The organism is Pseudomonas sp. PDM30 (genome assembly GCF_019218985.1).
GTDB lineage: Bacteria > Pseudomonadota > Gammaproteobacteria > Pseudomonadales > Pseudomonadaceae > Aquipseudomonas > Aquipseudomonas jessenii.
The window spans coordinates 1-21226 of the sequence record NZ_JAHUWM010000015.1 but is presented as its reverse complement, the minus strand read 5'-3'; the positions used below and the strand labels follow the sequence as shown (position 1 = coordinate 21226).

Sequence of the window (21226 nt, the reverse complement as noted above, 5' to 3'; positions counted from 1 at the left end):
AGGGTGTATCTGCGGTGTGTCGTTGTGGCGGGGTTTTGAGTGCGGGGTGTGTCTGGGGTGGGGCTGTATACACTGAGATACGTAAACGGCCATCGCTTACCCCCTGTGGGATTGAGCAGGCTCGCTCCCACAGGGAAATTGCTATACATTTTCTGGCCGCCCCCTGCATGGTGAAACCGCTTCATGTCTCTTGCGCTCGAACGTCTAGTCGCTGGCACGCCAATCCCTTTCGCCGGTAATCGTGTCACTGTCGTCAGCCCCGAACTGGCGCAGCGCTTCCAGCCCGGTGACCACCTGCTGGTGGAGCAGGTCAGCGGCGAGTTGTTGCTGATTCCCGTGGCGGACCAGCAAGCGGCCAACGTCGCGATCGAGCGCGCCCAGGCGGCATTCACCGCGCTGTCGGCAGTGTCCGATCAAGCCATCAGCGCCTTCTTCGACCTGTTTGCCCAACGCCTGGAAACCGCGCAATGCTGGGCCTTGATCGAAGCCGCCAACCTGGCCGACATCGAACGGGCCAAGGCGCGCGGTCGTTCGACCACCCGTTTGCTGGCCGATGAGCGCATGCGTCGCGACATGATCGCCGGCCTGCGCGCCTGGCGCGATGCACCGGCCAGCCGTGGCAAGGTGATCAGTTGCGTCGAGCACGATGGCTGGAAAGTCGAGCAAGTGGTCTCGCCGCTGGGCATCGTCGCGTTCGTCTTCGAAGGCCGGCCGAATGTGTTTGCCGACGCGGCCGGTGTATTGCGTACCGGCAACACCGCCGTGCTGCGCATCGGCAGTGATGCGTTGGGCACCGCCCAGGCGATCGTCACCCATGCACTGAACCCTGCGCTGAGCGACGCCGGTTTGCCGGCCGGTGCCGTGTCGCTGGTGGAAAGTGTCAACCACGCCGCCGGTTGGGCGATGTTCGCTGACCGACGCCTGTCATTGGCAGTGGCCCGTGGTTCGGGTCGCGCCGTCAGCCAGTTGGGCAGCATCGCGCAGCAGGCCGGCACGGCGGTCAGCCTGCACGGCACCGGTGGTGCGTGGCTGATCGCCAACGCCGATGCCGACGCCCCGCGCTTTGCCGCCGTGGTGCGCAACTCCCTGGACCGCAAGGTCTGCAACACCCTGAACGTCTGCCTGATTCACCGCGACCGCGCCGCTGAACTGGTGCCGCTGTTCCTCGACGCACTCAAGCAGGCCGGCACCGCACGGGGCCAGGGCTGCAAGCTGCATATCGTTGAAGGCAGCGAGTCGCACCTGCCGCAAGACTGGCTGACTGCAACGGTCCAGGTATACCGTGCCGAAGGCTATCAGAGCGAGGCGCAGGCCGAACCGTTGCCGGAAGATCAATTGGGCCGTGAATGGGAGTGGGAAGAAACCCCGGAAGTCAGCCTGAAGATCGTCGACAACCTGGACGATGCCATTGCCTTGTTCAATCGCTACAGCCCGCAATTCACCGTGTCATTGATCAGTGAAAGTGCCGAGGCTCAGGAGCGTTTCTACAACGCGGTCAACGCGCCTTTTGTCGGCAACGGCATCACCCGTTGGGTCGACGGCCAGTACGCGTTGAACAAGCCGGAGCTGGGGCTTTCGAACTGGGAGAGCGGGCGCCTGTTTGCTCGCAGTGCGATTCTCTCGGGTGATGGCGTGTTTACCATTCGTAGTCGCATGACCCAAATCGATCTGGGCGTCAAACGCTGAGATGGCGGAACTTGTGACCGCTGCAAGCCCGCTCCCACAGTTGATGTTTATTCCAACATAAAAAAGCCTGCTCCTTATCGGGAGCAGGCCTTGTTTATCAATAAGTCAGTAATGACTCATCTTAATCAGTAGAACCGGTCAATCACCCGAACTTCGTTCTGGTTCTGCATCGAGGCCCAGGCCTGTTTCAGGGTTTGCAGAACATTACCGATGAAGTCCTTGTCGGCCGCGGCCTTCTTGCCGACATAACCCTGGCCGCGACGGTACATCTTCAGTCGGGCGAGCAGGTTCTGGTTGTTCTGGTCGAACTCTGCTTCATGGGCGTGCGGCGACAGGCAGTCGATATGAACCTGGCCACACTTGCTGATCCAGAGAATATGGTTGTCGTGGCTGTCTTTCTTTGCAGCGAAGATACGAGCCAGTTCATCGATAGTTGGTTGATTGTTCAGATTCATCATAAAGCCCCTTGACCAATTGGTGATCTTTCAAAGTTGATTCGCTAATACAGGTAGCCCATCGGTTAGTTGATCCCTGGCACCGAAACCAGGACGTCAGCGTTCGACCGCCTTATCGGGCGGGGTCCTGCGTCTGTTGCATGTAGTCGTGTTGAATAACTGCTACGCAATAGCGTCACAACGAAGAGAAGCGGCGAAAACCTTAAGGCCACTGCCGACATTTTCAGGGTCGGCCACAAGCTTCATGAGGATTGCTCGCCAAGACTTCTCGCCCTTGTACTGGACGTTCAGGCCAGGTCAGCTTCTTCAATCTGCCTTGTGGGCAGCGTGTATCCGGGAAAAACAGCTCGGCGGTCAGACGAGCTTGCTCAAACGTGTTGCCTGTACTCCCGATCGGGGAGACGTCTGCATCATGCAAGGGCAAATCGGAGGCGTCAACGGTTTTGTAGTGAATATTTTTAGTCACTACATATTGTCGGACAAAGCTGTTGGGAATTAGCGGGTGGAGTCGAAGGTGTGTCGGTCAGGACGACAAAGGCGGACACTCAAAGCGGTAAAAAGTGCAGGGATAGCGGTCAACCACCTGCTGATGCAAGGTGAGCCCGGCAACGTTGAGCCCCGGCATCACGGCGGCCCAGAACAGGCGCGCCGGCTGATTCGCCTCGATGTGGAAAATCTGCCATTGACCGGGGAACCGACTCAAGAGGGTGGAAACGACAAATCGCGCGACACCCCGGCCACGAAAGCGTCGACTGACAAACAGATAGCCGATGTTGTAGTCGGCACCGGATAGATGGACCTGGTTATCCACGGTCACGAAGCCGGCCAGTTCACCGTCGACCTTGATCAGGAAGGGTCGGGTAGCCGGGTTTCGCCAGTAGTCGGGCATGGGCAGGATGTTGAAGAAACCGTATTCGCCGAGTTTCAGCGGTAACCATTCGCTGAAGTCGTAGGTGTAGAACTGCATCAGGTTCTCGATGGTTTCCAGTTCATCGCGTTGGGCGGCGTGCAGTTCTATCGAAGGCATACGGGTTGGCTCCAGTTACGCCGGGGCAGGTACACCCTTGATTATGGTTGGCCACAAGGTTCGGTGTCGGGTTCAGGTTTTGCTTGCCGGCTTTGCCCCGCGCCTGGTGCCAGTCGATGATTTGCGCGGGGCGCTCTTGCGCTTTTTCTTCCATGGAGTTGCGGAGCGCCCGCCGGGCGGTGGACCGCTGATGGTCAGGCTCAGGCCGGCACAGCGACTGACCTGCTTGCTCATCCACGCCGCCTGTTTGGTGACGAACTCCTCCAGGCTCATTTCCCCGCTTTGCACCATGTCCAGCGCCTGCTCCCAGATCGCCGTGGTGCCCGGATCGGCGATGGCCCGGGGTACGGCGTCGATCAGGCTGAACGCGGCCGGCGTGGCGGCCAGGGCCTTGCCGTTCTTGACCAGATAACCACGGTCGAGCAGGCCCTGAATGATCGACGCACGCGTCGCTTCGGTGCCGATGCCGGTGGTGTCCTTGAGCTTTTGCTTGAGCAGCGGGTCTTGCACCAGTTTGGCGACATTCTTCATGGCCTTGATCAGGTCGCCTTCCGTAAACGGCTTTGGCGGTTGCGTCCAGAGGTCCTTGAATTGCACGCCGGCCACTGCGCAGTCGATGCCTTCGGCCAGGTTGGGCAGAGTCTGCGGTGCCGGGGCTTCGCGCCCCTTGGCCGGAGCCAGTGCTTCGGGCAGGGCGCGTTTCCAGCCCGGCTCGATGATCTGCTTGCCGACAGCGCGCAAGGCCTCGCCGGCGCAGTCGAAATCGGCCTGGGTGCGGTCGTACTCGTGATTGGGCAGGAACTGCGCCAGGTATCGGGCGCGGATCAGGGTGTAGACCGCACGCTGTTTACCCGCCAGACGTTCGAGGTTCTTCGCCGCAGCCGTGGGGATGATGCCGTGGTGCGCACTGACCTTGGCATCGTTCCAGGCCCGTGAGCGCCGCTGCGGATCAAGGTGATCGTGCAAGGCGTTCAACGCCGGATCGGCCTGACGCAACGCCGCCAGAATGGCCGGCGCTTCGCTGTGCTGACTCAGGGGCAAGTAGCCGCAATCACTGCGCGGATAGGTAATGACTTTGTGGGTCTCGTACAGCGCCTGGGCAATGTCGAGGGTTTCCTGGGCGCCGAGGCCGAGTTTCTTTGAGCAGACCTCCTGCAGGGTACCCAGGTCGAACGGCAGCGGGGCCACTTCGCGCATCCGTTCGGTGCGCAGATTGATCACCCGCGCACTGGCCGCGCTGCTCATGGCGGCCGCCGCCTGTTGCGCCAATGCCTGATTCAGACAGCGGTCCTGGTCGTCGCAAAGCTCGGATGCCGCGCGCCATTGCGCCGTGAACGCCGTGCCGTTGTGCAGCAGTTGCACGTCGATGGCCCAATAGGGGACGGGCACAAAGTCGGCGATGCTGCGATCGCGATCCACCACCAGGCGCAAGGTCGGCGTTTGCACCCGGCCGACCGGCAACACGCCTTGATAGCCAGACTGGCGCCCCAGCAGGGTGAACAGCCGACTCATGTTCATGCCGATCAGCCAGTCGGCCCGGGAACGCCCCAGGGCCGAGTGATAGAGGCTGAAGGTCTCGTTCCCCGGTTTGAGGGCCGCGAGGGCCTTGCGGATGGACGCATCGTCCAGCGCCGACAACCAGAGCCGGCGGATCGGTCCGCGATAGCGGCAATGCTCCACCAGTTCCCGGGCGATCATCTCGCCCTCGCGGTCGGCGTCCGTGGCAATGATCAGTTCGGACGCTTCACCGAGCAGGCGCTTGACCGCCTTGTACTGGCTGGCGGTGCGCGGCTTGACGGTCATTTTCCATTTTTCGGGAATGATCGGCAGGTCGGCCAGCACCCAGCGCTTGTAGCGCGCGTCGTAGGCATCCGGCGGTGCGGTTTCCAGCAAGTGGCCGATGCACCAGGTCACCGTGACGTCCGTTCCCAACCAACAGCCATCGCCCCGGCGCCGGGCGCCGAGGACTGCTGCAATGTCTTTGGCCTGGGAAGGTTTTTCACAGAGGTACAGCCGCATAACCACCATCGTCGATCAATGTGCCAGAGATGCACAGAATGGCGCTTGATGAACGATGGAGCAATCTTTATCTGTATGGATGTACAGGTTTGTGTGTCGCTCCCGTTCGGCTGCGAAGCAGTCGCGAGGGTAAAACTTGGGTTATACCTGATAAATCGTGGTTTCAGGTTTTGGGGCTGCTGCGCAGCCCATCGCGGGCAAGCCACGCTGCCACATCGATTTGCAGGTCCATTACCGTCATGAGGAACGTTTTCCATGAAAAGCTCCGGTCCTAGCCCTGTCATCACCATCGCCGAGCAGCCTGGCTGTCTGTTGGTAAAATTTCACGGCATTCAAGTGGCCGCCTCGGCGCGGGCCCTGGTGTTGCTGGAGGCCAACTACCCGCCGGTGTACTACGTGCCGCGAGAGGACATCGACGAGAAGTATTTCGCCCGTACCGACCACACCAGTTATTGCCCCTACAAGGGCGATGCCAGCTATTTCAGCCTGCAGGTGCCGGGGCATGAAAGCGCCAACGCGGTGTGGAGTTACGAAGACCCCAAGGTGTCGGTAGAGCAAATCCGCGGTTATCTGGCGTTCTACCCGGATCAAGTGAAGTTCGAGCTGCTTGATGCCGAGGTTTGATTGTCGTTTTCAAGCGATAAGACAGTCACGATTCAACGGTTATCCCCCTGATCGGCAAATTCCGGAATGTCCTTCTGCTCACTTGGACATTCTGGATTGCCCCCATGGCTATTGCCAATCAGCTCTTACAAGTATGACAATGCGAGTCATTATCACTCGCGAATTATTCCACTCTCATGTCCGCCAACGATTTATCCCTGCGCAGCGCCGTCAACGACCTGTATTGCGACCATCACGGTTGGCTCCATGGCTGGCTGCGCAAGCGTCTGGGGAACGCGTTCGATGCCGCGGACCTGGCGCAGGACACCTTTGTCCGGGTGATCAAGGCACGCAGCGCACTGGAGATCCGCGAGCCGCGGCCTTATCTGTCGATGATCGCCAAGGGGTTGTTGATTGATCTGTTTCGCCGCCGCTCGCTGGAGCAATCCTATCTTGAAGCGTTGGCCGCCACTCCCGAACGGCAACAGCCATCGCTGGAGGAACAGGCGATTTTGCTGCAAGCACTGATGGAGATTGATCGGTTGCTGCAAGGACTGGGGCCGAAGATCAAGCAGAGTTTCATCCTCTCGCAGTTCGATGGCCTGACCTACCCACAGATCGCCGAGCGCCTGGGCGTCAGCGTGCGTACGGTAAACAACCACATGGCCAAGGCCATGGAGCATTGCTGTCTGATGCAAATCCAGTTGCAGCTCGCATGAGCCTGTCGCCCGCCGAACTGAAAGCGATCAGCAGCGCCGCGCAGTGGTACGCGAGGCTTCACTCCGGTGTTGCAACGGATGCCGATCAGGTGGCCTGGCGCGCCTGGCTGGCGGCTGATCCTGGGCATCACCAGGCCTGGCAGCGCATGACCGACGTCGGTGAGCAGATGGCTCGGGTTCCGGGTGCACTGGCTGCGCCGGCCTTGCGCGGAGCCGATCGATCCCGTCGCCAGGTGCTGCGCAGCGTGCTGGTGCTGGCGTCGGCGGGCTCCTTCGGGTGGTTGGGCTGGCGCAGTGAGGTAACCCGGGACCTGTTCGCCGACTACCGCACGGCAGTGGGCGAGCGCCGGGAATTTCGCCTGGCCGATGGCAGCTCGCTGCTGCTCAACACCCAGACGTCGGTCAACTTGCGTTTCGATGGCCAGCAGAGGGTGCTGGAGTTGCTGGCGGGGGAAATTCTCGTTTCGACCGCCGTTGACCCTGCGCAGCGGCCGTTCAAGGTTGTCACTCGAGATGGCGAGGTCCGGGCGTTGGGCACGCGGTTTATCGTCCGCTCCCAGGGACGCGGCAGCGAAGTGGCGGTGCTGGAAAAGGCCGTAGAGGTGAGCGTGTCACCATCGAAGGCACGGCTGGAGGCTGGTCAACGCATGGCCTTCGGTCCTGCCGGGTTGGGTCCAATGCAATCGAGCGATGCCTCGGTCGGGGCGTGGCGCCAGGGCAGCATTATCGCGATCAACCGCCCCTTGGCCGAGTTGCTGGCCGATCTTTCGCGCTATCGCAGGGGTGTTCTGCGCTGCGATTCGAGCATCGCCGACCTGAAGGTTTCCGGTTCTTTTCCGATTGACGACACAGACGTGGCGCTGGCAGCGCTGGAGAGTGGTTTGTCGTTGCGTGTCACCCGCTACAGCCGCTATTGGGTCAATGTTTCCGGTGGTGCTACGGGCTAATCCGCGACGCCGATAAAAATAATTTCTGCACCATTGCACTATTCATGCGCATCGTTCGGCTCATCCCCCAATGAGTTTTTATTGATCGTTTGGGGGAGGGTAAGCATGTTTCGGGTGTACCAGTCTGGTCGTCTGGCGACCGCGGTGAAGTTTGGATTATTGGCGGCTACGACAACCGGTTCATGGTCTGCTGCAACATACGCCGCGCCGGTGCCGGCGCAACAACAGCGTTCGGTTCAATCCTTCGATATCGCCGGCGGCAGCCTGACTGAAGTCCTCAGTCGTTTTGCCAGCGCGGCAGGCGCGGCCATTTCGTTCGATGCGCGGCAAACCGACGGTTTCAGTTCCCCCGGGCTGAAAGGCTCTTTCGGTGTCAGTGAAGGCTTTGCACGCATACTCGGTGGCAGCGGCCTGCAAGCCGAGCCCCAGGGCAACGGTACTTACATGCTGCGGGCGGCGCCTGTGTCCGGTTCGGCGCTGGAACTGGGCGCCACCAACATCAATGGGCAGGAGCTGGACGCGACGACCGAGAACAGCGGGTCGTACACCACCGGAGCGATCACTATCGGCAAAGGCGAACACTCCCTGCGGGAAACACCGCAATCGGTGACGGTGATGACCCGCAAGATGCTCGATGACCAGAACCTCAACACCATCGATCAAGTGATGGAGAAGACCCCGGGCATCACCGTCTACGACTCGACCATGGGCGGCAAATACTTTTACTCGCGCGGTTTCCGCATGTCCGGCCAGTACCAGTACGACGGCGTGCCACTGGACATGGGCAACCTCTACGTTCAGGCCGACAGTTTCAGCGGGGACATGGCGTATTACGACCGGGTAGAAATCCTGCGCGGTGCCGCCGGCATGATGAAAGGCGCGGGCGGCACGGCGGGCGGTGTGAACTTCGTGCGCAAACGCGGGCAAGCGACGCCTCACACCGAGATCACCTTGTCGGGCGGCAGTTACGACAACTATCGCGCACAGGTCGACACCGGCGGCCCACTGAACGATTCGGGCACCCTGCGCGGCCGCGCCGTGATTGCGGAGCAGAGCCGGCATTACTTTGTCGACGATGCCAGTCGCAAGGACCAGGTGTATTACGGCGCGCTCGATGTCGACTTGAGCCCGGACACCACGCTCGGGGTGGGCCTGGCCTATGAAGATGTCGACGCCAATCCGTGCTGGGGCGGGTTGCCGCGCTACAAGGATGGCAGCGACCTCAAGCTCAGTCGTTCAACCTGCCTCGATCCGTCGTGGAACACCTGGCGCAGTAAACGCACCACGGTCTTCAGCGATCTCAAGCACCAGATCAACGAAGACTGGGCATTGAAAGTCGCCAGCGTTTACACAAAAAACACCCAGGACATCAAATACGCGTTCGCCTCCGGGGCGGTAACGCCTGGCGTGGATACCACCGGTGTGCTGGGCAGCATGTACGACTACGATCAAGTCGACTACGGCCTCGACGCCTACGTGGATGGCAAGTTCGATGGGTTCGGCCTGCAACACGAACTGGTGGTGGGTTTCAATGCCAGTCGTTCGAACAAGGACGACTTCTACTCGGTGGCGTTTCTGCCGCAACGGCAAAATGTGTTCAATCCCGACAAACATATTCCGGAGCCGGACGACAGTTTCTTCATCGACAACTCGTCTCGTGGCGGTCCGGTCGATAGCGTGACCAAACAGAAGGGGGCTTACTCGACCTTGCGCCTGAAACTGGCGGAACCGTTGACCTTCGTCATTGGCAGCCGCGTCAGCTGGTACAGCTCCGATACCGATTCGGTGTTCATCAGTTCGGGTACGTCCGAACACGCCAGCACCAAGGAAACAGGGCAGGTCACACCTTTTGCCGGGCTGTTGCTTGACCTCAATGAAAACCTCACGGCCTATACCAGCTATGCGGAAATCTTCACGCCCCAGGGTAACTTGCGGGCCGAAGACGGCTCGACCCTCAAGCCTCTGGTGGGCCAGAGTTATGAACTGGGGATCAAGGGGGCGTGGTTCGACGGTCGCTTGAACAGCTCTTTCAATCTGTTTCGCACGATCCAGAAAGACCAGGCGCAAACCGACTACAACTCGTCTTGTCCATCCTCTGACGGCTATTGCTACGTCAATGCCGGCAAGGTCAGGGCCCAGGGCTTCGAGGCGGAAATCAGCGGTGAAGTCATTGAGCGATTGCAATTGCTGGCGGGTTACACCTACACCCAGACCAAGACCCTGGATGACATCGACACGAGTCTGAACGGCGCTGCGTTCAACAGCTATGTGCCTCGGCATGTATTGCGCATGTGGGGTGACTACACCCTGAGCGGGTCTCTGGAAAGGTTCAGCATTGGTGCCGGCGTCAACGCGCAGAGCGATAACTTTCGGGTTTCACCCAACAGTGCAAAAAAGATCAGCCAGTCGGGTTATGCCGTCTGGAACGGTCGCATAGGCTATCGCATCGACGACACCTGGTCTGTTGCGCTCAACGGCAACAACCTGTTCGACAAGCGTTACTACGCCACCATTGGTACCGAGACGTTTGGCAATTACTACGGTGATCCACGCAACTTCATGGTATCGGTCAAGGCCCGTTTCTGACGCTGCAAAATCCCTGCAGGAGCGAGCCTGCTCGCGATGGTCGTTAACGAAAACGCGTGTTTAGTGGTTAAACGCGGCGCTTTCGAGTCCATCGCGAGCAGGCTCGCTCCTACAATGACAGGTCAGGTCAGTTTTTATCGAGATCGACGTTGCGCGTCTCACGCAGGCAAATCATCCCCACCACCAGGCTCACCCCGGTGATCACCACCGGATACCACAGCCCGTAGAAGATATCCCCGGTGTACACCACCAACGCGAACGACACGGTCGGCAGGAAGCCGCCGAACCAGCCGTTGCCGATGTGGTAGGGCAGGGACATCGAGGTGTAGCGGATGCGGGTCGGGAACAGTTCGACCATCAACGCCGCCAGCGGGCCGTAGCACATCGCGGAGATGATGATCAGCGCGACGATCAGCGCCACGATCATCGGCTTGTTGATCTGCTGCATGTCCGCCTGTTGCGGGTAACCGGCGAGGGTCACGGCACCGCGCAGGGCGGCTTCGTCGAACCCGTCGATCTTCACGTCACCGACGCTCACCTGCACGTCACTGCCGGCCGGTGCGACTGCACTCTGGTACGGCAGGCCCTGCTTGACCAGGAAGGTCTTGACCTTGTCGCACGGGCTGTCGAATTTCGCCTTGCCCACCGGGTCGAACTGGAAGGTGCAGGTGGTCGGGTCGGCCATCACGGTGATAGGTGCCTGGCGGCTGGCCTGGTCGATGGCCGGGTTGGCGTAGTGGGCCAGGGTCTTGAAGATCGGGAAGTACAGGGCGGTGGCCAGCAGCAGGCCGATCATGAGTACCGGTTTACGCCCGACCTTGTCCGACAGCCAGCCAAAGAAAATGAAGAAGGGGGCGCCGATGGTCACGCTGACGATCAGCAAACCGTTGGCCACGGCCGGGTCCATTTTCAGGAACTGGGTGAGGAAGAACAGCACATAGAATTGCGCGGCGTAGAATGTCACCGCTTGCCCGGCATTGATGCTGAACAGGGCGATCAACACCACCTTGAGGTTTTCCCACTTGCCGAAGGAGTCGCGAATCGGCTGTTTGCACAACTTGCCTTCTTCTTTCATTTTCACGAAGGCCGGCGATTCATGCAGGCTCAGGCGAATCCAGGTCGAGATGCCCAGCAGCACGATGGAAAACAGGAACGGAATGCGCCAGCCCCAGACTTCGAACTGATCGCCGGTGAAGTAACGACAGCCCAGCACCACCAGCAGCGACAGCAGCAGGCCCAGGGTCGCGGTGGATTGAATCCAGCTGGTGTGGAAGCCGCGCTTGCCGATGGGCGCGTGCTCGGCGACGTAGGTCGCGGCGCCGCCGTATTCACCGCCCAGGGCCAGGCCCTGGAGCATGCGCAGCACCACCAGGATGATTGGCGCGGCGATGCCGATGCTGGCGTAGGTCGGCAGCAGCCCGACGCAGAACGTCGCCAGGCCCATGAGGACGATGGTGGCGAGGAAGGTGTACTTGCGCCCGATCATGTCCCCCAACCGACCGAACACCAGCGCGCCGAACGGCCGCACGATGAAGCCGGCGGCGAAGGCCATCAGCGCAAAGATAAACGCCGTGGTGTCGTTGACCCCGGCGAAAAACTGCTTGCTGATCACCGCCGCGAGGGCGCCATAGAGGAAAAAGTCATACCACTCGAAGACTGTCCCGAGGGACGAGGCAAAGATGACTTTCTGGGTTTCCTGACTGGTGCCCGCGCTACGCACGGCTTCCAGGGTTTGAACGTTCTCTGACATACCGGTATCCCTCACAGTGATTGTTTTTGTTGTTCCACTGCCGGCACCGGCCTTGTGGGCGGGTGCCGCTACTGCGATGTATCGGGTGTATCCGCTACTTGTAGAAGCGCGCCTGCTCGCGATGGTCGTCAACGATAACGCTGCAAACCTGACACCCACGTGCGCTCTCAGGTTCATCGCGAGCGAGCTCGCTCCTACAGGGGGGCGCGTAAGGATTCAGGGGTGTGCGATCAGTTCCATTGTCGGTGTGATGCTCCTTGTGGCGGGGTTGAGGATCAATTGTGCAGCCTTCTCGGCAATCATCAGCGTCGGCGAGCAGGTGTTGCCCGAGGTGATGCGCGGCATGATCGAGGCATCGGCAATGCGCAGGCCGGGAATGCCATGGACCTTGAGTTGCTCATCGACCACGGCGTCGGCGTCATTGCCCATGCGGCAGGTGCCCACCGGATGGAAAATCGTGGTGCCGATCCGCGCGGCGGCTTCGTGCAACTGTTCTTCGCTTTGCAGGCTGTCGCCGGGCAAGTACTCCACCGGATTGAAGGCACGCAGGGCCGGGGCGGCGACGATGCGCCGGGTCAGGCGAATGGCATCGGCGGCGACCCGCAGGTCTTGCGGGTGGCTCAGGTAATTGGGTTGGATCAGCGGAGCTTCTTGCGGATCGGCCGAGCGGATTTCCACCCGGCCACGGCTTTGCGGACGTAGATCGCAGACCGACGCGGTGAACGCCGGAAAGGCATGCAACGGTTCGCCAAAGCGTTCCAGCGACAGCGGCTGCACGTGGTATTCGAGGTTGGCTGAAGTCTGCTCCGGCCCCGAGCGGGCAAAGGCGCCCAACTGGCTCGGCGCCATGGACAGCGGGCCGCTGCGGTCATACAGGTAGCGCAGGCCCATGCCCATCTTGCCCCACAGGCTGCCGGCGATCTGGTTCAGGGTACGGGCATTTTCCAGCTTGTAGATCAGCCGCAGTTGCAGGTGATCTTGCAGGTTGCCACCGACGCCGGGTAACTCATGGGCGACGCCAATGCCCAGCCGCTCAAGCAGTGGACGCGGGCCGATGCCGGAGCGTTGCAGGATGCTGGGCGAACCGATCGAGCCGGCACACAGGATGATCTCCTTGCGCGCCTTGAAGGTTTTTGCCTGGCCTTGCCAGCGGGCGCTGACCGCCGAGGCGCGGCCATTGTCCAGCAACACGCGGTCGACTTCGACACCGGTCAGCACGGTGAGATTGGGGCGTTGGCCAATGGGTTTGAGAAAGGCCTTGGACGCGTTCCAGCGGATGCCGGCCTTCTGATTGACCTGGAAATAACCGCAACCTTCGTTATCGCCCTGGTTGAAGTCATCGATGCTAGCGATGCCGCTTTGCTCGGCGGCACTGCGGAACGCATCGAGAATCGGCCATGACAGGCGCTGGCGTTCGACCCGCCATTCGCCCGCGGCGCCGTGAAACTCGGCGGCGCCGGCAAAGTGATTTTCACTCTGCTTGAACAGTGGCAATACGTCTCGCCAGCTCCAGCCAGGATTGCCGTCGGCGGCCCAGCCGTCGTAGTCGCCGGCCTGGCCGCGCATGTAGATCATGCCGTTGATCGAGGAGCAGCCCCCCAGCACCTTGCCGCGCGGATAGCTCAGGGCGCGGCCTTGCAGGCCCGGTTGCGCTTCGGTCTTGAAGCACCAGTCGGTGCGCGGGTTGCCGATGCAGAACAGGTAACCCACGGGGATGTGAATCCACGCATAGTTGTCGCGGCCGCCGGCCTCGAGCAGCAACACGCGATGTTGCGCATCGGCCGACAGTCGATTGGCCAGCAGACACCCGGCCGGCCCGGCCCCGACCACGATGTAATCGAATTCATCTAGGGAAGCCTGCATCCCTGACCTCGTGTTGTTGTTCTTGTTGTCTGTCATCCTAGTTGTTAGCTTTCGTCAAAAGAATGTTAGTTTTTGCGCAGCTGCTGTGCGTTTTTAAACAGCATCCCGAACGGCAACGAACAAGGACGATTCATGTTCGACTGGAATGACCTGCGGTTTTTTCTCGAATTGCAGCGCAGCGGGCGTTTGCTCACGGCTGCCCGTCGCTTGAACACCACCCATGCCACCGTGGCGCGGCACATCGAGGCCATCGAAAAAAGCCTCGGTACGGCGCTGTTCGTCCAGCACGCCCAGGGTTACGAGATGACCCCGGCCGGCGAGGCGTTGCTTAAACACGCCGAGGCGATGGAGAACGTGGCGCTGCTGGCACAGGAGGAAATCACCCAATCCACCGCGCCGCTGGGCAAGATCCGCGTCGGCGTGACGGAAGGGTTGGGCATCATGTTTCTGGCCAGTCGCATGAACGGTTTGTTCGAGCGCTATCCGGGGTTGGAGGTGGAACTGGTGGCGGTGCCGCGTTTTGTCAGCATCCTCAACCGCGAGGCGGAAATCAGCATCCACCTCGAACGCCCGGCCGCCGACATGCTGGTCACCCGCAAACTCACCGACTATCGCCTGGCGTTGTATGCCAGCCAGGACTATCTCGATCGCTCACCGCCGTTGCGCAGTCGGGAGGACCTGGGGCGTCATGCGTGGATTGGCTATGTCGATGATTTGCTGTTCAGCCAGGAACTGATGTTCCTCAACAGCTTCTGCCGCAACCCACGGGTGGTGTTTCACAGCACCAGCGTGATCGCCCAGCAACAGGCGGCGCGCTCAGGCCTGGGGATCGCCGTGCTGCCGTGCTATATGGCCAGCGCCGACCCGGACCTGGTGCCGCTGCTGCCGGACGAAAGCATCCAGCGCAGCTACTGGATCAGCACCCGCCGGGAGCTGCACAAATCGGTGCGGCTGCGGGTGCTTTGGGATTATGTGGTGGAGTTGTGTGAGCGGGAGCAAGGGTTGTTGCTCGGGCCAACCTCCTACGGTGCCTGAACGGACGCGATCGCGAGCAAGCTCGCTCCCACAGGGTGCTGTGTTGTCACACATTTTGCGAACGAAGCTAAACCAATGTGGGAGCGAGCTTGCTCGCGATGGCGGCAGCACATCCAATATCCATCTTGGGGCTCAAGCAAGAATCTCGAACGCCGTGCTGGCCAGCCGCTCACCATTGACCATGATGTGCACCGCATGGCGCCCCGCATAATGCCGGCGGGTGGTGAGTTCCTTGATCTGCTGACCACGGCTGACGGCTTCGACGGCGTTGCCCGGCAGCGTCAGCGCCTTGAGCTTGAACACCTTCGCCGAGGTGCTGCCGTTGGCCTTGACGTAATCGATGGCGTAGTCGATCACCAGGCGCTGGCTGCTTTGAACGGTGGATTTGACGGCAAACGACAGAGTGATTTTTTCTCCGAGGCCAATCACCGGCGGTTCGACTTTTACATCAACGATCTCGACTTCAGGCTTGCCGCCCGCGCCGATGATCGCCAGTGCCCGTCGGTTGCCCTGTTTGATCAGGCTGCGCAGGGCGTGTTTGGCGATCCATGCGGTGTGCCGGTTGTCCAGCGACCAGCCTTCGATCAGGTCCAGCACCCAGTCGGGATGATCCTTGGTGATGTCGTTGAGGTGGTTGGCCACGGATTTGCGTACGTACAGGCTCGTGTCGGCCTTGAGGTTGTCGAGGATGTTCGCGGCCAGTGTCGGATCGGCCTGGATGGGCTCCAGCCGGAATGACCAGGGCAGGCGTGGCCGGCATCCTTCGCTGGCCAGGCGCCGCACATGCTCGTTGTCATCCAGCGACCAGGCATGCATCAGCTTGAGCGAGCGCTCGAGGTCACTGCGCAGAAAGTGACGGATTGCGAACTCCGAAGAGCCAAAAGCGGTGAAGTACTTCAGCGCGTCCATTGACTGATCGAACGCATGGGCGCCGTAGCTGGCGACAAAGTGCGGCAGGCACATGCTGACGAAGCCGCTGTTCAGGCGCGGGGCGAGGGCGCGCAGTACCTGCAGCGACGCTTCATAGTCCAGCGGCAACACCGCGTGCAGGCATTCGCTGACCCGGGCCATGCGCTGCATGACACTGAGGTCTGCCAGCCCGGATCGGGCCAGCTTCAGGAAGCGTCTGGCCTCGAATTCCGGATACACCGCCGTTATTTCGGTGGCGATGTGCTGGAGACGCGCGCTGTTGAAGATTTCCTTGAGGGCGGGGGCAGGTTGGTCAGTCATGGTGGATTCCTTTGAAATGATTGTTTATCCAATGCACCGCGTTATCGTTCTTCGCGAGCAAGCCCGCTCCCACAAGGGGGCTCTGTCAGGCTCAATATTTTTGAACACCCAAGATCCAATGTGGGAGCGGGCTTGCTCCGGGCGGCGTTCCGACGAAGGGGCCCTCACAGTCACCTCAATTCTTGCCCGCTTGCTCTTGCAGGTGATCCGACTCGAATAACCTGGCCAGTTCCGCCCGCGCTTCCTGCGCCGTCTGCATCACTTTCACCGCGTCGTCATACACCGCATGCTGGGCTTCGAGCACCACTTCGTCGTGCTGCTTGAAGCGCTTGATCCGCGCATCCGCCTGAGCCTGGGTCAATCCCAGCCCGATCAGGGTTTGCCGGCTCATTTCCAGGCTCGAATAAAAGGTTTCGCGCACGGCGTGTGCGCCGACGTCCATCAGCCGGTGCACATGCTGACGGTTACGGGCGCGGGCGATGATTTTCATATGCGGATAGAGCTTGCGCACCAGCTCGGCGGTCTTGATGTTGGTGTCCGGGTCGTCGGTGGCGATCACGAAGTACTCGGCTTCCCCGACCTTGGCCGCGTTGAGGATTTCCGGGCGCATCGGGTCGCCGTAGAACACCGGCACGCCACCAAAACTGCGGGACAGTTCGATGGTTTCCACCGAGGTGTCGAGGGCCACGAACTTGATGTTCTGCGCGCGCAGAATCCGCGCAACGATCTGGCCCATGCGCCCCATGCCGGCGATCACCACCCGTGGCGCGTCGGCGTCGATTTCGCGGAACTTCTCCGGCACTTCCACCGGTTGCACTTTAGGGCTGACCAACCGTGCGCAGAGCAGCAGCAACAAGGGTGTCACGGCCATGGACAGGGTGATGGTCAGCACCAGCAAGTCATACAGTTCTGCCGCGAACAGCCCGTGATCTCGCCCGATCTTGAACACCACAAAGGCAAATTCACCACCGGCCGCCAGCACGATACCCAGGCGGATCGCGCTGACGTTCTTCAAGCCTCCGGCCAATCGACCGACAATAAACAGCAGCGGCAGTTTGATCGCGATCAGCAACAGGGTCAGGCCCAGCACAGCCATCGGCATGCTCAGCAGCAAACTCAGGTTCGCCCCCATGCCGACACTGATGAAAAACAGCCCGAGTAACAGGCCCTTGAACGGTTCGATCTGGGCTTCCAGTTCATGGCGATACTCGGAGTCCGCCAGCAACAGACCGGCGAGGAAGGCGCCCAGGGCCATGGAAATCCCGACCAGTTCCATCAGCCATGCTGTGCCAATCACCACCAGCAACGCCGTGGCGGTGGAGACCTCTGGCAACGCGGTTTTGGTCACCACGCGAAACACCGGTCGCAGCAGATAGCGCCCACCGATCACCACGACGGCGATGCTGGCCAGCACTTGCAGGCCGTGGTTCAGGTTTTCGCTGACGGTGGTGCTGTGATCGCCACCGGCCAGCAACGGCACCATGGCGATCAAGGGGATCGCGGCGATGTCCTGAAACAACAGAATCGCGAACGCCAGCCGCCCGTGGGGGCTGGTCAGTTCCTTGCGTTCAGCCAGGCTTTGCAGGCCGAACGCCGTGGACGACAGCGCCAGACCCAGGCCCAGGACGATCGCGGTGTTCAATGGCTGGCCAAACAGCCACAGCGCCACCACGCCGATCATCGAACCCGTCAGCAGCACTTGGGCCAAGCCCACGCCGAACACTGATTTGCGCATCACCCACAAGCGTCGCGGTGACAGTTCCAGGCCGATGATGAACAGCAGCAACACCACGCCGAGTTCGGAAATGTTCGCGACGCTTTGCGGGTTGTCGATCAGGCCCAGCACCGACGGGCCGATGATCACCCCGGCAAACAGATAACCCAGAACCGCCCCCAGTTGCAGGCGCTTGGCTAATGGAACGATGAGTACGGCCGCCATCAGAAATACGACAGCGGCTTGTAGCAGGTTGCCTTCATGGGGCATGGGCGAAACTCCAGGACTCGGGACAGCGGGGGGCGTCAAGGATAAAGGCTGGGTTCCGTGAAGATCCACTGCGGCAGTGGTCTGTCACGCAGATTGATGGCGAATCTTGCCGGTCTCGCAGGAGATGGGTGGGGTAGATCGGGTTTTCGATCAATCTGGAAGGAATCGGCTCAGTCGCCTGTGGAAAGCCCATGCTTGTGTGCGTAGGCGTACAGATCTACGCGATTCGTCAGGCCCAGCTTGCTGTAGATCGATGTCAAATGGTTGCGCAGCGTGTGTTCGCTGATGTGCAGTTTCTCGGCCACCAACTTGCCAGGGGCAGAGGGGTCGCGGGCCAGCGATGCAATGGTTTGCTGCTCGCGGCGCGTTAGCTTGGCGATTTTTTGTTGCTCCGGGTCTATATCGCGCTCGACTTTCTTGCGCGCCAGTTCAAGGAAGATACGGCTGGTCGCATTGCGGTCAATCCAGAGCTCGCCGTCATGCACTTTTTCTATGGCTTTGAGCAATGTCGATGCGGATGCCGACTCCCGCTTATCCACCACGCCACGTGCGCCTGCCAGCACCGCACTGTCATGCAGCGTCACGTCGCTCGACCCTGTCACGACCAGAATCCTGGCTTTGGTCTGTCTGTGCAATTCGGCCAGTGACTCGATACAGTCCTCGCTGTCCAGGTCCAGCACCACCACATCCGGCGCGTATTGGTGCAGCGAAAGCAGGTATTGCGCCACCGACGCCACCGAACCCGCCAGCGCCAACCTTGGTTGAGCGCTTTCCACCAGACGCTCAAGGCCCCAGGCCACGAGCGGTAGAGCGACTAACAGGACTTGAATTGGCATTCGGGTCGCTGCCTCTTTAGGCGGGTTGTGTTAGCTGATCATGATAGCAATCGTTGCAGCCTGTAGCTTTTTTCTATAGCGCTTCAGTGCCCCCTCCCATGACATTTGTCCCATAAAACACTGTTTTTATGGGTGATTGACTCCCAGAAAAAAGGGATAGCGCACTCATGTAATAAACAGCGGCCGTTTTTAGACTGCAGTCATGAAAGACGCACACCGAATTGAGCCCCGTGAACAAGTCACCCTGTCGCTGCAACTGATCGGCGGGGGCCAGGGTGTCATCCGTGACATCAGCGCCTCCGGTTTGTATTTCGAAACCGATAGCGAGCAGCAGGTGGGTAGCTTGATTGACTTCGAGATCGAACTCGACACGCCCGGCGGCCCCATGAAGTTCAAGGCGCAAGGACAAATCGTGCGCATTGAACCGCTGGGCGGCAGGGCCGGGGTGGGCGTGAAGCTACTGGCCAGCCGGCTGGTACCGGTGGAGTGAAGTGTTCGTGGGTTGAGGAAGAATCGGCTTGCGGCTGTTGGTGGCCCATAGCGGTTTTTTGCTCAGGGTGACATTCTTGGGAGAAAGACATGGCTAGCACTACAACTACAAGCGGCGGAACCGTTACCTCGTTTTCCAACACGCCGCAGGCGAAGGATGATGTCCTTAACACCACTGAAAATCTGCTGGGGGTCATGTATTGGGACGTCATGTCCAATGACCTTGGCGGCAACGCGAAGACACTCTGGTCACTCGACAACGCGGACAGTTTTTCTACTGCCACCAAGGCTTATGCTCCGGCCGACCTCCTGACCCAGGATACGGCGAGGGCTGAGGCGACGAGTTCTGACACCAGTAAGAATGGTGCAAAGATCTGGATCACCTCGGACGGGAAGGTCGGCTACGACGCCGCTACTTTCTCGTGTGAGTTCAAGGAACAACTCCAGGCGCTTGCCACTGGTGAGCTCCTGACGGACAGCTTTACCTATGCGATTCGCCTCGGCAACGGAACGCTCAGTTGGGCCACTGCTACCGTGCAGTTTTCGGGCGTGAATGATGGTGTGACGATCAGCCTCGGCGCGCAGGCCGGCATGGTGACCGAAGACGCCGACACCACTGCGAGCACGACCGACTCGCTGACGGCCAGCGGCACGATTGTCTTTAACGACGTCGACCTCAATGACACGCACATGGCGACGTTCACGCCGGCGGGGGGCAACGCTACTCATCTTGGTACGTTCATGCTCTCGCCGGTAAGCGAAGCTGCGAACGCGGCCAACGGTTCGGTGCAATGGACGTACAACCTGGACAATGCGGCGGCGCAGTACCTGGCCCAGGGACAGACAGTAACCGAAACTTACCTGGTCACCATCAGCGATGGTCAGGGTTCGTCGGTAACGCAGAATGTGACCATCACTATCACCGGCACCAACGACGCGCCGACGGTGGCGGCGGCAGAAATCGAAAGCGGGGCGGTGACCGAAGACGGCACCACGGTGGCCAGCGGCAGCTTCGCCTTCGGCGACGTAGACCTGGCCGATGACGCACATGTGGCCAGCGTGAGCGCGCCGTCCGGTGCGCTGGGTACGCTGGTGGCCATTGTCAGCGACGAGAGCACAGGCGACGCTGCGGGTAGCGTGGGCTGGACCTATACGCTGAACAACAACGCGGCGCAGTACCTGGCCGAGGGCCAGACCAAGACCGAAGTGTTCACGGTGACGCTGACCGACGACTTCGGGGCGACGGTGACCAAGGATGTGACGATCACCCTGACCGGCACCAACGACCAGCCGACGCTGACCATCGACGACACGACCGGGGCGATGAACGAAGGCAACGGCGCGGCCACGCTGAGCGACAGCGGAGCGCTGAGCTTCGCCGATCTGGACAGCAACGACGTCGTGACTGTCAGCCAGACCGCCAACAACGACCTCGTCTGGAGCGGCGGCACCCTCGGCGCGGCGCAGGCCGCCGCGCTGGTCGCCGGTTTCTCGGTGGATCAGGCCGGCTGGACCTACAGCAGCAACCAGAACCTGGACTTCCTGAGCGCCGGCGAAACCATCAGCTTCTCCTACACCGTGGTGGCCAGCGACGACAGCGGTACGGACAACGCCGCTTCGGCACCGCAGACGGTGATGATCACCCTGACCGGCACCAACGACGCACCGGTGCTCAGCTTCGCGACCGGCCATGATGCCGGCGCGGTGCAGGAAGACACCACGTTCAGCGTGAATGGCCAGTTCAGTTCGGCCGACATCGACCACGATGCCACCGCCACTTGGAGTATTGCCGGGTCAAACACCGGCACCTTTGGCTCGATCGCCGTGAACAACAGCGGCCAATGGACCTACACCCTGGCCAATGGCACCGATGGTGTCGCCAGTGCGGTGCAGTCGCTGAAGGCGGGCGAGAGTCACAACGAAGTGTTCAGCGTGCAGGTCAGCGATGGCCTCGGCGGCGTCGACACCCAACTGGTGACTATCACCGTCACCGGCAG

At 60.7% G+C, this 21226-nt stretch carries 16 protein-coding genes; 8 read left to right on the top strand and 8 right to left on the bottom strand.

What is annotated here, in order from left to right:
- The first annotated feature begins 183 nt into the window (after nt 1-183).
- Complete coding sequence (locus tag KW840_RS26415) at nt 184-1686, top strand: aldehyde dehydrogenase family protein (RefSeq protein ID WP_218498279.1); 1503 nt, start codon at nt 184-186, stop codon at nt 1684-1686.
- Nucleotides 1687-1811: 125 nt separating this feature from the next.
- On the opposite strand, the gene KW840_RS26410 is transcribed toward KW840_RS26415, so the two are convergent.
- The 3 genes from KW840_RS26410 to KW840_RS26400 all read right to left on the bottom strand — a co-directional run bounded on the left by KW840_RS26410 (nt 1812) and on the right by KW840_RS26400 (nt 5187).
- Nucleotides 1812-2141 (bottom strand): hypothetical protein, encoded by a 330-nt coding sequence (locus KW840_RS26410; protein ID WP_032829393.1) that lies wholly within the window; start codon nt 2139-2141, stop codon nt 1812-1814.
- 523 nt (nt 2142-2664) lie between these two features.
- Nucleotides 2665-3168 (bottom strand): GNAT family N-acetyltransferase, encoded by a 504-nt coding sequence (locus tag KW840_RS26405; RefSeq protein ID WP_218498278.1) that lies wholly within the window; start codon nt 3166-3168, stop codon nt 2665-2667.
- A 72-nt stretch (nt 3169-3240) separates the two neighbouring features.
- Nucleotides 3241-5187 carry a DNA topoisomerase III gene (locus KW840_RS26400; protein WP_256353644.1) on the bottom strand — a complete coding sequence of 649 codons (1947 nt, stop codon included), beginning with the start codon at nt 5185-5187 and terminating at the stop codon, nt 3241-3243.
- A gap of 255 nt (nt 5188-5442) precedes the next feature.
- Here KW840_RS26400 and KW840_RS26395 point away from each other — a divergent pair, with 255 nt between their 5' ends.
- The 4 genes from KW840_RS26395 to KW840_RS26380 all read left to right on the top strand — a co-directional run bounded on the left by KW840_RS26395 (nt 5443) and on the right by KW840_RS26380 (nt 10042).
- Nucleotides 5443-5811: a DUF427 domain-containing protein gene (locus KW840_RS26395; RefSeq protein ID WP_057715236.1), complete on the top strand. Its 369-nt coding sequence runs from the start codon at nt 5443-5445 to the stop codon at nt 5809-5811.
- A 176-nt stretch (nt 5812-5987) separates the two neighbouring features.
- Nucleotides 5988-6509 carry a sigma-70 family RNA polymerase sigma factor gene (locus KW840_RS26390; protein WP_057715235.1) on the top strand — a complete coding sequence of 174 codons (522 nt, stop codon included), beginning with the start codon at nt 5988-5990 and terminating at the stop codon, nt 6507-6509.
- Complete coding sequence (locus KW840_RS26385) at nt 6506-7456, top strand: FecR domain-containing protein (RefSeq protein WP_218498276.1); 951 nt, start codon at nt 6506-6508, stop codon at nt 7454-7456. Before KW840_RS26390 ends, KW840_RS26385 begins: the two co-directional genes overlap by 4 nt.
- Before the next feature lie 105 nt (nt 7457-7561).
- Nucleotides 7562-10042, top strand: a complete 2481-nt coding sequence (locus KW840_RS26380) for a TonB-dependent receptor (RefSeq protein WP_218498275.1) — start codon at nt 7562-7564, stop codon at nt 10040-10042.
- A 127-nt stretch (nt 10043-10169) separates the two neighbouring features.
- On the opposite strand, the gene KW840_RS26375 is transcribed toward KW840_RS26380, so the two are convergent.
- Together KW840_RS26375 and KW840_RS26370 are read right to left on the bottom strand one after the other, a co-directional pair.
- Nucleotides 10170-11792 (bottom strand): MFS transporter, encoded by a 1623-nt coding sequence (locus tag KW840_RS26375; protein ID WP_218498274.1) that lies wholly within the window; start codon nt 11790-11792, stop codon nt 10170-10172.
- Nucleotides 11793-12008: 216 nt separating this feature from the next.
- Complete coding sequence (locus KW840_RS26370) at nt 12009-13655, bottom strand: GMC family oxidoreductase (protein WP_218498273.1); 1647 nt, start codon at nt 13653-13655, stop codon at nt 12009-12011.
- Nucleotides 13656-13787: 132 nt separating this feature from the next.
- Here KW840_RS26370 and KW840_RS26365 point away from each other — a divergent pair, with 132 nt between their 5' ends.
- Nucleotides 13788-14690: a LysR family transcriptional regulator gene (locus KW840_RS26365; protein WP_057715230.1), complete on the top strand. Its 903-nt coding sequence runs from the start codon at nt 13788-13790 to the stop codon at nt 14688-14690.
- A 132-nt stretch (nt 14691-14822) separates the two neighbouring features.
- Here KW840_RS26365 and KW840_RS26360 read toward each other — a convergent pair whose 3' ends face one another.
- From KW840_RS26360 to KW840_RS26350, 3 genes are all read right to left on the bottom strand, one after another.
- Nucleotides 14823-15920, bottom strand: a complete 1098-nt coding sequence (locus KW840_RS26360; protein WP_218498272.1) for a DNA alkylation repair protein — start codon at nt 15918-15920, stop codon at nt 14823-14825.
- Nucleotides 15921-16095: 175 nt separating this feature from the next.
- A complete protein-coding gene (locus KW840_RS26355) occupies nt 16096-17904 on the bottom strand; it encodes a monovalent cation:proton antiporter-2 (CPA2) family protein (RefSeq protein WP_057715228.1) in 1809 nt (602 codons plus the stop codon).
- Nucleotides 17905-18074: 170 nt separating this feature from the next.
- Entirely contained in the window at nt 18075-18740 is a 666-nt protein-coding gene (locus KW840_RS26350) for a response regulator transcription factor (RefSeq protein WP_218498271.1), read from the bottom strand.
- 202 nt (nt 18741-18942) lie between these two features.
- Between KW840_RS26350 and KW840_RS26345 the strand changes: the two genes are divergently transcribed.
- Entirely contained in the window at nt 18943-19230 is a 288-nt protein-coding gene (locus KW840_RS26345) for a PilZ domain-containing protein (RefSeq protein ID WP_218498270.1), read from the top strand.
- A gap of 89 nt (nt 19231-19319) precedes the next feature.
- Nucleotides 19320-21226, top strand: a 1907-nt coding sequence (locus tag KW840_RS26340; RefSeq protein ID WP_218498269.1) for a VCBS domain-containing protein, incomplete at its 3' end; no start/stop codon positions are given.